Genomic DNA, 12,124 nt, shown 5'->3' on the forward strand with positions numbered 1-12,124 from the left:
ATTCCCACCCACTCTTCCAGGGAGCATTCCATGGCACTCGACTCGTACGTCAGCCTCGGCCGATCCGGCCTCAAGGTGAGCCCCTTCTGCCTCGGCGCGATGAACTTCGGCGAGGACGGCGGCTTCGGCTGCGGGGTCGAGGAGTCCGAGAAGATCCTCCAGGGCTACCTCGACCGCGGCGGCAACTTCGTCGACACCGCCAACTTCTATACGAACGGTCACTCCGAGGCGATCCTCGGCGACTTCCTCGCCGGCCGCCCCGGCCTGCGCGACCGGCTGGTGCTGGCCACCAAGTTCTTCGGCAACCTCCACCTCGGCGACCCCAACGGCGGCGGCGCGGGACGCAAGGCGATCATCGGCCAGCTGGAGGACTCCCTGCGCCGGCTGCGCACCGACCACGTCGACCTGTACTGGCTGCACAACCACGACTGGTCCACCCCGGTCGAGGAGACCCTGCGCACCCTGGACGACCTCGTCACCGCCGGCAAGATCCGCTACGTCGGCTTCTCGGACACCCCGGCCTGGTTCACGGCCAAGGCCCACACCACCGCGCTCCTGCGCGGCTGGACCCCGGTCACCGCGCTGCAGATGGAGTACTCCCTGCTGGAACGCACCATCGAGGGCGAGCTGATTCCGCTGGCGGAGGACGCGGGGATGGGCGTGCTGCCGTGGAGCCCGCTCAAGAGCGGCTTCCTGTCCGGGAAGTACACCCGGGACCGGCGCACCCCGGCCGACACCAGGCGTTCGGCGGTCCTCGGCGGCCCCACCGACGACCAGTTCGAGGTGATCGACACCCTCGCGGCGGTGGCGGAGGAGGCCGGCGCGACGTCGGCGGCCGTCGCGCTGGCGTGGGTGCAGGGTCGCCCGGGCATCAGCTCGACGCTGATCGGCCCGCGCACCCTGGACCACCTCGAAGCGAACCTGGCGGGCCTCGACCTCCGGCTCACCCCGGAACAGACGGCCGTACTCGACGAGGTGTCGGCCCCGGCCCTGAACTTCCCGTACGCCCTCAACCACCAGGTCGGCGCGATGCTCAAGTACGCGGGCGCGACGGTCGACGGCCGGCCGAGCCAGGTGTACCCGCCGCTGCTGGCCGACGCGGCGCGGTACTGAGACGGCGCCTCGGTCTTCCCGGAGGCGGCGGTGAGGGGTGCGCCCTCGTCGACGGCGCACCCCAGGGTTCCCGGTCTGCTCGGTCGTCTACTCGGTGCCGTTGTCCGCGAACGTCCACACGGCGTGGTCGCCGGGGCCGACGACGAGCGTCGAGTTCCCGATCCGTTCCACGTGACGGCCCTTCACCGACCGGTTCAGCGACAGTTCGATCCGCCGCAGGCCCGCCTCGTCACGCGGGACGGCGTCGAACCGGATGGAGGTGCCGCCGCCCTCCGCGACGACGCCACCGTTCGGCACGGTCCGGACGGCGAACCCGCCGGCGCGCAGCAGCGGGACCGTGTCGGCGAGGTCCCCTTCGGTGACGGCGATCCGCACGGAGGACACGTCACGCATCAGATGGGCGCTGTAGTCGTCGGACAGGTAGCGCTCCCGGCCCACGTCACCGGGGAAGGCCGCCGGTTCGGTGTTGCCGCGCGGGTCGGCGAAGTACTCCGGCCGGTACTCCATCGCCCAGGCTCCGTAGGCGTCGTACTCGGTGGTGGTGAGGACGGCGTCGAACCAGGGAACGGGGACGCCGTCACCGAAGTCACGCGTCTGCAGGAACTCGACGGGGTCGGTGACCCCCGCGTCCTTCAGCCGCTCCGTGACCGTGGCGATGTCTCCGGCCCGCTCGGTCGACAGGCCCGTCCCGGCGGAGCCGAGGGTGCCGTCCTGGCCGGCGACGTCACCGACTCCGAACAGCTCCAGGTAGGTCTCACGGCCCATCAGATAGCGGCCGGTCCAGGTCTGTCCGTCGGCACCGGTCGTGGTGCGGACCTGGAAGTTGGCGAAGTCCCGCAGATAGTCGGAGTGTTCGATGGCGTCGGCGGTCTCCCGGTCGAGGACGCCGTAGGTGTGGTTGAAGAACAGCAACTGCCGATCGTGCGCCGACCGGCCCCCCTCGGCCTGCGCCGTCCCCACCCCACCCCCGATCGCACCGGCGAGGGCCACCGCGAGCACGAGGATCATCCGTAATGTCCGGCGAATCAGCATGCGACGGATCGTAGAACGAAGAGCCCCCGATCGCCCTTCCTTTCGAACCAGCCCGAAACGAACGGGCATTGGCGTGTCGGGGTTGGCTAGGGTGCGGCGCTGTGAGTACGGACATCCACGGCGGTATCGAGTTCCGCCATCCCGGCGCCGGTACCGACCACTACGACGGAGAGCCGTGGGTGGCGGCCATGGATCTCTGGCCGCTGTACGACGAGACGGACTACGCGGCCTTCGCGTCGGACACGAATGGTTGATTCATGATCGACGGCCCCGATTTGGTGCGCCAGGTCAGTCGGCCGATGAAGTCATCGGCCGAAGTCGTGAGGTCGATCGCGGCGAGTTCCGCCCAGCTGACCCAGGTGCGTGGAGTGGATCACCGACGAACTGTCCCACCGATACGAGCCGTTGACGGTCGGTGCGGTACTGGGCCATGAGACGCACTGGCCCCACGTCTTCGCCGTGATGAAGGCCCTGGCAGGACGCTTCGGAGGCGACGGCGTCCGCCTGGTCGTGGCTTTCGACTGACCGCGCAGAGCCGCCGCGGCGCGACACGGTGAGTACGGTGAGCAGCGCCGCGGTCCGGCATGCCCCGGGCTGCCGGTGTGCGCAGCGAGACCCACTGGTGCGGGCGGGCCGTTTCGGACAGGCTGCGGCGCATGGACTGGATGCCCCTGCTCTCCACACTGGTCGGCGCCGCCATCGGCATCGCGGCGACTCTGCTCGCCGATCGCAACCGATGGCGGCGGGAGGAAGCCAGGCACGCGCTGGAGATACGGCGCGAGGTGTACACCGTGTTCGTTTCCGCCCTCAAAACCGCGGGTGAGGAGATACGGGCCGTCGCCCTGGGCGATCACATGTCCGCGTCGGCACGTGACGCGGCCGTGCGCGAGGCCGTCCGCGGCACCGGCGTCTATACAGCGAGCGAACGCCTCTGGCTCGTGGGACCGCCGCAGCTCGTGACAGCGGGAAACGAAGCGTTCCACGGTCTGCGCGCACTGCGCGACGCGTACGCCCGTGGGGTGGCTGTCGGCTCAGCCGAGGAAGCGCCCCTGATAGCGCGCCGGCGCGCGGCCATGGCACGGATGCGTCACCTCATGCGTGAGGACCTGGGCATCGGACCGCTGGGCATCGAGTGATCGTCACCGCTGCCTTACGCACATTGCCGCTGTTCGGCGTCGGGAGCCTGGGTGACGCCTGTCGGCACGAGGCGCCCGGGCGGATCCAGGCATGCTCCTGGAGTCGGTGGACGGTCGGTGGACGCTGTTCGACGATCCTCCACGTCAAGCCGCGTCCACAGTCCCGTGCCCGCTCGCACTACCGATCGGAACTGCTCGCCGGGGTCTTCGCCAGAGGGGAGTCCTGCCCGCCCAGGTCGAGGCGGAACGGCGGGTACTCATCGGTCATCAGCGCGACATAAGCACCCACCCGTGCGACCCAGCGGGCCAGCCCGAGCAGGAAATCGAAAAGGTGAACCGGGTAGCGGGCCGTGAACGCCAGGATGATCACGGCGACGAAGGAGAGGAAGGGGATCAGGCCGACGCCACGCCAACTGCCGTCTTCCCCCCAGCCCCAGCCACCGACGAACATCCCGACGACGATGCACTGCGGGATCGCCAGCAGCCACCACTTCACCAGGACCAGACCGCGGGAGAGACGCTCGGGATAGGCGACGTCGAAACGCGCCGGGTAGTCGGGCGCGTCCGCGAGGGTGAACGGCGGGTACCGGTCGGTGCCGAGCGCGGTGTGGGCGTAGTAGCTGACACGCCAGTTCCAGCGCAGTACGCCGACATTGAAGTCGAAGAGGGATCGCGGGTAGCGGCCGGTGAACAGGATGGCGAAGAACGCGACGACGGTCACGAAGACGAACGCGATCCACAGGAAGAACAGCACGATGTAGTGCGGGATGGCGAGGAACCACTTCACCAGCCACAGCCACCTGGACAGCCGAGGATCGAGATACGCCTCGATACGCACAGGTGACGCGGTGACAGGAATCATGTGGCCAACTCCTTTGGAGCGTCCTCGCCCGGCGGCCACCCCGTAGGTGCCCCCCTAAACGGGCAAGCAGCAAGGCGATCGCGTGATCATGAATGCAGGCTCGCACGCGAGGTGGAGGGCCGCGACTCGGGTGGGTCCGCTTGCCCACGAACCCGGCGTACTGGTCGTCGGTCTGCGACCCGAGACCGTGGGGTTCGACGGCCGCACCGACCAGGAACCACTCCTGGCAGTCCTCGTCGCGGGTCCCGCGCGCACGCCGGCCGGCCTCGACCCGGAACGGGACGAGGTGGTGGTCCGACCGGGCGACCTGGTCAGTCTGCCGGCCGCCGAGCTGAAGGCGAACGGAGCAGCGTCCGCTGTCCTCCTGACCACCCGTGCCGGCCTCCTGACCACCTGTGGCCTCCACGACTTCCACGATCGTGGCCCACCGCGAACAGCCGACTGGCTGACGGAGGACCGCAGTGACGGCCCCGCCCCTCCTCCGCGGTGGAGATCGCCAGGTCGAACTCCGTGTAGTCATGTGTCACGGGGTCCCTCCGAGGGTGGGCGTAGCAGAACTCGGCATCGGGAAGCACCGCCCCAATCCGTCGCGTGTCCTCGACAGTCAGCATGTCGGCATCAGGATCACCTCGTCGTCGTGCTCCTCCAGCAGAGCTTTCAGGCGCAAACCCTGCGTCCATGCCTCGACGGCATCGCCGGTGCGGAAGACGGGATCGCGCCCGCGAGTTACCCATGTGACCCACCCTCACGCGGGCCAAAAATGTGCTGCAATCTGGTTCTGCCGGGCCGCCCTGTCGGCTTCGGCAGTGTGAGGGTCTGCGATGCCCGGCTCTCTGGCGTCCGCCGCCTTGCGGTCATGTCGGTGCCTCGCGTGCGGCATTGCCGAGCTGTCGCTCCATGCGCCGGACGCGATGGGGCTCGCCCCGGTGACTGTCTGCGGCTCCTGTGCTCCGTCGGATCGAGCAGCGGGTCGAAAATCGGTGGTTGCTCGAGCCGGCCGAGACCACGCTGTACGCCATGGAAGAACCGCACCGCAGGATCCGCGCCCTCCACACGGCGTCCACGATCACCGTCTACCAGGCGTACTGCCCGGAGATCGGCGGACCCGCCGCCCGTAAGGGCCGTTTCCCCGCCGCGTGGAAACCTGACCGCATGACGTGGATCAAACCCAGTTTCCTGTGGATGATGTACCGCTCCGGCTGGGGCACGAAGGAGGGTCAAGAGACCGTCCTCGCCGTCGAGATCACGCGCGACGGCTTCGACTGGGCGCTGCGTCACGCCTGCCCGTCGCATTACGTCCGCGGACTGCACCCCGACCGCGACGTCTGGCAGCGTGACCTCAAGCGCGCACCGGCCCGCGTCCAGTGGGATCCCGAACGCGATCTGCAGCTGCGTCCCCTGCCACACCGCTCGCTGCAACTGGGGCTCTCGGGGGAGGCGTCGTCGCGATACGCGGACGAGTGGATCGTGTCCATCAGCGACGTGACCCCGCTCGCCCACGAGATCCACGCACTCGTCAGGGACGGCGAACTGGACTCGGCCGCCCGACGGCTCCCCCAGGAGCAGGAGTACCCCGCCGGCGCAGAGCTCCTGGCCCACCTGCGTCCCTGACCGGCAACCCGGGCACAACCGCCGACACCACCCACGGGCCACACGGCGGCAAAGGCCTGCGAACGCTGCTTGATGATCCAGGTCGTCCGGTCCCGCTTCCGCGACACGGGGAACCGCCCCTCCCGCACGGCGGGGCCGCCGATCTCCGGGGGATACGCCTGGTAGACGGTGATCGAGTCCGCCGTGTGGAGGGCGCGGACGTGGTGCCGGGGTTCTTCCATGGATACAGGGTGGGGCCGGCGGACTCGTACGGGCCGCGGGATTTCAGGTGGCCCGTCCGGTCTCCCGCGATCTTTGCCGCGCCATGAGCGACGCTGCGCGGGACTGCGGCTGACGTCCCGTCGGAATCGCTCGTGGGGTCGGGGGACGGATGAACCGCAGGGCCAGACCCCGGCTCCGGCCGGGAGAGCGCGTCGACCGCCGCTCGTTGCTCGTGAGTGCCGGTCTGCTGGTGGCGGGCACGATCCTGACCTGGTTCGCCGCCACGCACTTCGGCTACGCGGCAGGCCTGGCGGGGAAGCCCGGACACCTCCGGGTCGCATCGTGCTCGTGGAGCCGTGCCGGTGGCCACCGGTATCCGCACTGCCACGGCACGTTCCGCTCCACGGGCGGAGCGGTCGTGGACCCGGGCGCCACGATCGACACGAAGCTGCGCGTCGGCAGCACGGTCACGTTGCAACGAACCTCCCCCGGCACGTACGAGCAACCGGGTCTCCCCGCCTCCTGCGGCTGGCTGGCCCTCACTCAACTCGGCCTGCTGACCCTGCTCCTGGCACTCCTGGCCGCCCGCAACAAGCACGGCACCCGCCGAACGCCCCGACCCTTGCGCCTCATCATCGGCACCCTCGCGACCACCACACTCGTCAGCGTGTTGGCGGGGGGAGTGGTGGGGGTGGCTGGGGCTTTCTGAGGGATGCGGACCACGGCGGTTCGGGTGGTGGGCCCGACGTCGCCACTCCGTCACCTCTCAGCGCATTGACCTGCGAGAATTCTGCGATCCGGCCGCCTTCGGCAAGGGGATGTGCGGGACGACCATTGCTGGTTAGAGTCGTTCCGTCACACCTGGTTGTGGGGACAGCCAGAGCACATCGGGGAGGGCCTGCAACATATGAGTCGTCGCTCAACCGGCGTCGTCGGCGTCTGGGCAGAGATGCAACGGCAGCAGCAACGCCAGCTGGAAGCCGAAGCCAGACGGCGGAGACAAGAAGCTCAGCAAGCACGTGCCTATCAGCGACGGGCCGCTCAAGGGCACCGCGAGTACAGGCAGGCGGAAGCGCTCCGTCGGACGGAGGAGTTGGACGCGGAGGTTGCGTCGCTGCAATGCCTTCTCGCCTCGGGTTGTCAGGCCCCGGCATTCAGGGCTTCCTCGCTCCTGCGGCGTGAACAGGTCCAGCCCTTCGCTCCGGGACCGTTGGCGCAGCCTGTGGCCATGCCCGACTTCAGCCAGTACCAGACGCAGGCGGGGTGGACTTCCAACCGCCGGGCCCAGGCGCAGGCCGAAGCGCGGGCTCGCTTCGAGCGGGACTGGCACGCGGCCCAGGCGGCGGAGGCTCAGCGGCAACATCAGTTGGCGTCGTATCAACGGGAGCACCAGCGGTGGGTCGATACCCAGTCGGCCGATGTGCGACGGCACAACGCCGGCATCGTCCAGGTGACCGATGGAGTGCGACGCCGTGATCCTGACTCGGTCGTGGAGTACTTCTCTGCCGCTCTCTACGCCTCGGCCGCATGGCCGGAGGGCTTTCCCCGACAGGTGACGGCAGCCTATGACGCGGCAGCGCGACAGTTGGTGATGGACTGGGAGCTTCCCGCCTACGGCATCGTTCCTGACGTCAAGTCCGTCCGGTACGTGTCCGGGACCGACCAGGACAGGGAAACCGCCCGTCCCGTGGGCCAGCGTCGCGCCCTTTACCGGGAGGTGCTCGCCCAGTGCGTGCTCCTCGTTCTCCACGAGCTCTTCGCCGCGGACGAGCTGGGCGCACTTGAGTCGGTGACGTTGAACGGGTTCGTGGACGGGCATGATCCGACGACTGGCCGACCGGGCCAGATCCACTTGGCGACCGTGATGGCTTCCGCCTCGACGTTCCGTGGCCTGCACCTGGCGCAGGTGGACGCAGGCAGTTGCCTGGCCGACGCACTACGCGGACAGCTCTCGGCCCGCCCCGACCAACTCACGCCGGTACGGCCGAGTCGCCGTCCGCAGGAGGTCGGGAACCGCGTTGTCGCGCATGGCAGCGATGAGGAACCCGACCTGTACGAGATGGATCCGATCGCCTTCGAGAATCTTGTCGCCGATCTCTTCCGGGCCATGGGCATGCAGGCGGTCACGACCCAGCGCTCCAACGACGGCGGCGTGGACGTCGACGCGCTGGATCCGGCGCCGATCCGAGGCGGGAAGATCGTCGTCCAGGTGAAGCGCTACCGCAACACGGTGCCACCCACCGCTGTCCGTGACTTGTATGGAACAGTGCAGGACGCCGGCGCCAACAAGGGTGTTCTCGTGACGACTTCGGGATTCGGCCCGGGCTCACACACCTTCGCCAACGGCAAGCCGCTGGAGTTGATCTCGGGCGCGGAGCTTGTCGACCTTCTGCATCGGCATGGACTGCGTGGGCGCCTGGGCGAGGGCGGCCGTCAGGCTGCGGGACGGCCGGCACCATCAGGCCCTGAGACCCGACTGCCCGACGCGTACAACATCCTCGGCATGTCGTGGACGGGCGGCGTCGCTCTGGACGTGTGCGCTCTCGTCTGCCACGGCAACCGAGTCCTCAGCGACGATCACTTCGTCTTCTTCAACAACCCCCAGACTGCGGATGGTTCGGTGCGCTCTCTGGCTGCCACCGCCCCTGACAAGGCAGCTGTCTGCGTCTCTTTCGACGGGTTGCCAGGGGAGGCCGACCGGTTCGTCCTCGTGGCCGCGATCGACCCAGAGGTCAACCCGGACGCCGATCTCTCCGGATTCACGAACGCCCGCATCCGTCTCCTCGACCCAGAGCTGAACGAGCTGGGACAACTCGAGGTTTCCGACGGCCGAGCCCGCGAGACGGCCTTGGTCCTCGGTTCCTTCCGCCGCAGGCCGAACGGGGACTGGGACTTCGTCCTGGGCGGTAAGGGCTACCTGGGCGGGTTGGAGGAACTCGTGCAGGATTTCGGCATAGAAGTTGACTAGATGAACCTCGCGTCCGTTATCCGGCGTGGCGCGTCGAGTCTGGGAAACGAGGCCCGGCGATGCGCGTCATGCCCCGCTCGCAGACCTCTCGGCCGTTCCGGGGCGGAGCACGGCGGGGGGTGCGATGCCCAGCACGTGGTGGCGCATGCGCGGCGAGGCCCGTGTCGGTGAGCTTCGCCAGTACGGGGTCGACCAGCCGATGTTCCTGTGCCTTTTAGCGCCCGGGCCGGGCTGGGACGATGTCAGGGCGCTGTTCGAGGCGTGGGCGGCCGTACGGGGGCCCGACCTCGACGGAAGCAGGAACGCGGAGGCCATCGGTCCCCTGATGGATCTGGGACTGACCTTGCATCCCGTGGACGTGGGCACGCGGCTGAGCTGCTTCAGGGACTGCATCCCCCGCATCCACGGGAGCACGGCACGCCCTCGCCGCTGACCGGCGCACTGTTCCTGTCTGTCCGGAGCGAGGGCTGTCAGGAGCGCGGCACTTTCGGCCAGGCGTCAGCGGCGGCGCGCCGGCGGTCCGTCCCCCGTGTCCACAGAGACACGTCACTGCTGGTCGCGACAGCGATGGTCCGCCCGGAGGGCGAGAAGCCGGCTGCCCGGAGTTCCGAGTAGTTGGAGTGGAAGATGTGCCACCACTGCTCTCCGTACGCGCCGCGATGCGGGAGGCCGCCGTCGCTGGAGAGCAGGACACGTTCGTGGGGCCAGGCAGGGACGACGACCTCCAAGGTCCAGCCGTCCGCGGTGGTGGTGTGCAGTCCGCCTCCGAAGAGCCCGGCGATGTGCACTCTGCTTCCCGAAATCGGCCCCAATCCAGGACACGACAGATCAGGAACCGCGTCGGGAGTGCTGTCCTCGAGGTCGGGATCGCGGTCACGCGCGATCTTCTCTCCCGTGACCGCGTCGAAAAGACCGTGCCCGTCGCGTGAGACGACCATGACCAGATCGCGGCCGGTCTCGGGATGCGGCGCGAAGCCGATCCCCAGAAGCCCACCGACCGGGGCGAGGCCAACATGCCGCCAAGGCTCGGGCGCAGGCATCACAGCGGCCGCGAGAAGCCGGTTCCGCATGGCCTGCTGGTACGGGGAGAGCTCCTCTTCGCACTCCGACTGGCCGACCGGAGCTGCCTTCTTCGTCGACTTCATCGGCCTCATGATCACACCTGCCGCCGTTTCCTTGAAGCCTCCGGCGTCGAGCCACTTGAATGGCGTCGTGACCAAAGCAGTGAAGGATGACGGCGGGATTGTCGCCGGACGCGTCCCGCTCGGCGACGTCATGGCCCAACTGGCCGAGTGCAGACCGATCTTCCATTCCGAGGCCGATCTCCAGCATGCGTTCGCACAGACACTGTGGGGACGGGCGCCGGATGTGCGTTCCCGGCTCGAAGTGCCGCAGCGGGCGGAAGGCAGGGCCGAGTATCTGGACCTCCTGTGCATCGGTCCGTCGGCGAGTACCGCGATCGAGTTCAAGTACTTCACCCGGAGGTGGACGGGCGCCGCAGGTACGCCCGCCGAGGACTACGACCTCAAGGCACATGCCGCCACCGACCTCGCCCGTCTTCACTTCGTCCGGGACATAGCCAGGTTGGAACGGTTCTGCCGCCGGTCGGACCAGAACGGCCTCGCCATCATGCTCACCAATGAAGCGTCCCTGTGGAACCCGCCGGGAAGTGGCCGCGAGCGGAGTCGGGACCGGGAGTTCAGGATCCACCAGGGACGTGAGCTGGCCGGCAAGCTGCTCTGGGCGGAGGGCACCTACGAGCCGAACACGTGCACATTGCAGGGCCGATATCCCCTCCGCTGGGAGTCGTACTCCCAACTGGGGGGACCAGGAGGAGAGTTCCGGTACCTCGTCGTACCGGTCAGCCCTGCGCGCGATACCGCCGAGGGTTCGGCCTCACCCGCGTAGCCCAGCCCTCACTCCCGAATCGGCTGCGCGGGTCGGCGGGGCTCACTACCGTCATGGGATGAACTCGGTCGACGAGTGGCCCGACTCCCCGCAAGGGCTCGATCCCGGAAGCGTGTCCTTCCGGGAGGCCCGCTGCACGTGGCACGGCACGACCTGCGACGAACCGCCCGTCAAGGTCGTACGCACCCGGGACGGTGCACGGTGGGCTGCGTGCGAACGCGCGGTGCGCACCATCGCCGCCGAACGCGGCGGCCGGCCCGACCGGTAACAGTCGGCCCCCCCCGGCGCCCAACACCCCGCCATTGGCCCAGAACGCCCAGCAGACTGCTCTTCGCCCCCGAAGTCGCCATGCCGGTCATCCTGGCGATTCAGGTCGTCAGGACGAAAGGCGGACCAGCTGCGCTGCCGCAATGACCGGCGTCGGGGACGCAGCCCGTTGGATCGGGGGCTACTGGTCTGCCGGCAAAGGCGCCGGGGCGATACCCGTCGGGCACGACGCTCCCCAGTTCGTTGCGAACGAGGTCCTCAGCAGCACCCCCGTCCCCTCCACCCCGCAGTACCCCGCCGGGTTGCTGGCCAGGTACTGCTGGTGGTGGGCCTCCGCCGGGTAGAAGGGGCGGGTTGTCGCCGGGAGGATCTCTGTGGTGATCGTGCGGTGGCCGGAGGCGGTGAGGACCTTCTGGTAGGCCTCGCGGGACGCCTTCGCGGACGCTTCCTGGGCCGGCGTGTGGGTGTGCAGGGTGGAGCGGTACTGCGTGCCCACGTCGTTGCCCTGGCGAAAGCCCTGCGTCGGGTTGTGCGACTCCCAGAAGACCTGGAGGAGGCGGTCGTACGGGAGCACCCTGGGGTCGTGGACGACGCGGACCACCTCGGCGTGGCCGGTCAGGCCGGAGCAGACCTCCTCGTACGCGGGGTTCTCCGTGTAGCCGCCCTGGTAGCCGACCAGGGTCGTGTGCACGCCCGCCGGGAGTTGCCAGAACATGCGCTCGGCGCCCCAGAAGCAGCCCATGCCGAAGTCGGCGATCTCCAGGCCCTCGGGGTGGGGGCCGCGGAGCGGGGTGCCGAGGACGGTGTGCCGCTCGGGGATCGTGAAGAACGGCTCGGGACGGCCCCGCAGCGCCTGCTCGGCGGTCGGGAGACGCGGCGAGTGGCTGTCGCTGGTGCTGTACGGGAACATGCGCTCTCCAGAGGGAAGGGGGACGGGGGCAAGAGGGTGGGTGCGGCGACAAGGCGGCGTGTCGCGTCCAACGCCCCGGTCCGGTACGGCATTCCGGGGTCCCGACACCCGCGTGG

General features: G+C 69.0%; 13 protein-coding genes and 1 pseudogene. 9 read left to right on the forward strand and 5 right to left on the reverse strand.

Translation table 11 applies throughout. From position 1 onward, the window contains the following. Positions 1–30: 30 nt before the first annotated feature. Complete coding sequence (locus ACIRQH_RS28090) at positions 31–1,113, forward strand: aldo/keto reductase (protein WP_358816582.1); 1,083 nt, start codon at positions 31–33, stop codon at positions 1,111–1,113. 87 nt (positions 1,114–1,200) lie between these two features. Here the strand turns inward: ACIRQH_RS28090 and ACIRQH_RS28095 are convergent, their stop codons facing one another. Then, positions 1,201–2,121, reverse strand: a complete 921-nt coding sequence (locus ACIRQH_RS28095; protein WP_404227584.1) for a DUF5829 family protein — start codon at positions 2,119–2,121, stop codon at positions 1,201–1,203. A 125-nt stretch (positions 2,122–2,246) separates the two neighbouring features. Here ACIRQH_RS28095 and ACIRQH_RS28100 point away from each other — a divergent pair, with 125 nt between their 5' ends. The 3 genes from ACIRQH_RS28100 (at position 2,247) to ACIRQH_RS28110 (ending at position 3,281) form a co-directional block, all read left to right on the forward strand. Beyond that, positions 2,247–2,399, forward strand: a complete 153-nt coding sequence (locus tag ACIRQH_RS28100) for a hypothetical protein (protein WP_404227382.1) — start codon at positions 2,247–2,249, stop codon at positions 2,397–2,399. A 109-nt stretch (positions 2,400–2,508) separates the two neighbouring features. Continuing rightward, positions 2,509–2,670 carry a hypothetical protein gene (locus ACIRQH_RS28105; protein WP_404227384.1) on the forward strand — a complete coding sequence of 54 codons (162 nt, stop codon included), beginning with the start codon at positions 2,509–2,511 and terminating at the stop codon, positions 2,668–2,670. Between the two features lie 131 nt (positions 2,671–2,801). Then, positions 2,802–3,281, forward strand: a complete 480-nt coding sequence (locus ACIRQH_RS28110) for a hypothetical protein (RefSeq protein ID WP_358816585.1) — start codon at positions 2,802–2,804, stop codon at positions 3,279–3,281. Positions 3,282–3,459: 178 nt separating this feature from the next. Here ACIRQH_RS28110 and ACIRQH_RS28115 read toward each other — a convergent pair whose 3' ends face one another. Further along, positions 3,460–4,143, reverse strand: a complete 684-nt coding sequence (locus ACIRQH_RS28115; RefSeq protein ID WP_358816586.1) for a DUF4389 domain-containing protein — start codon at positions 4,141–4,143, stop codon at positions 3,460–3,462. Between the two features lie 1,017 nt (positions 4,144–5,160). Here ACIRQH_RS28115 and ACIRQH_RS28120 point away from each other — a divergent pair. Beyond that, complete coding sequence (locus tag ACIRQH_RS28120) at positions 5,161–5,754, forward strand: DUF4291 domain-containing protein (protein ID WP_404227587.1); 594 nt, start codon at positions 5,161–5,163, stop codon at positions 5,752–5,754. A gap of 134 nt (positions 5,755–5,888) precedes the next feature. Here ACIRQH_RS28120 and ACIRQH_RS28125 read toward each other — a convergent pair. Then, positions 5,889–6,296 (reverse strand): annotated as a pseudogene (locus ACIRQH_RS28125) (hypothetical protein); the annotation flags it as partial. On the opposite strand from ACIRQH_RS28125, the gene ACIRQH_RS28130 reads away from it, so the two are divergent. Next, positions 6,188–6,664 (forward strand): hypothetical protein, encoded by a 477-nt coding sequence (locus ACIRQH_RS28130; RefSeq protein WP_404227387.1) that lies wholly within the window; start codon positions 6,188–6,190, stop codon positions 6,662–6,664. The pseudogene ACIRQH_RS28125 and the gene ACIRQH_RS28130 overlap by 109 nt on opposite strands. Positions 6,665–6,862: 198 nt before the next feature. Further along, positions 6,863–8,923 (forward strand): restriction endonuclease, encoded by a 2,061-nt coding sequence (locus ACIRQH_RS28135; protein ID WP_404227390.1) that lies wholly within the window; start codon positions 6,863–6,865, stop codon positions 8,921–8,923. Positions 8,924–9,393: 470 nt separating this feature from the next. On the opposite strand, the gene ACIRQH_RS28140 is transcribed toward ACIRQH_RS28135, so the two are convergent. After that, positions 9,394–10,068: a hypothetical protein gene (locus ACIRQH_RS28140; RefSeq protein WP_404227393.1), complete on the reverse strand. Its 675-nt coding sequence runs from the start codon at positions 10,066–10,068 to the stop codon at positions 9,394–9,396. 67 nt (positions 10,069–10,135) lie between these two features. On the opposite strand from ACIRQH_RS28140, the gene ACIRQH_RS28145 reads away from it, so the two are divergent. Further along, on the forward strand, positions 10,136–10,831 hold the full coding sequence (locus ACIRQH_RS28145; protein WP_388869473.1) for a hypothetical protein: 696 nt from the start codon (positions 10,136–10,138) through the stop codon (positions 10,829–10,831). Positions 10,832–10,889: 58 nt separating this feature from the next. Continuing rightward, the gene (locus tag ACIRQH_RS28150; RefSeq protein ID WP_404227396.1) at positions 10,890–11,099 is read left to right on the forward strand and encodes a hypothetical protein; all 210 of its coding nucleotides are present in this window, start codon (positions 10,890–10,892) and stop codon (positions 11,097–11,099) included. Between the two features lie 180 nt (positions 11,100–11,279). Here ACIRQH_RS28150 and msrA read toward each other — a convergent pair whose 3' ends face one another. Continuing rightward, the gene (gene msrA, locus ACIRQH_RS28155; RefSeq protein WP_388869482.1) at positions 11,280–12,008 is read right to left on the reverse strand and encodes a peptide-methionine (S)-S-oxide reductase MsrA; all 729 of its coding nucleotides are present in this window, start codon (positions 12,006–12,008) and stop codon (positions 11,280–11,282) included. Positions 12,009–12,124: the final 116 nt, after the last annotated feature.

This window comes from Streptomyces sp. NPDC102279, assembly GCF_044766365.1.
GTDB lineage: Bacteria > Actinomycetota > Actinomycetes > Streptomycetales > Streptomycetaceae > Streptomyces.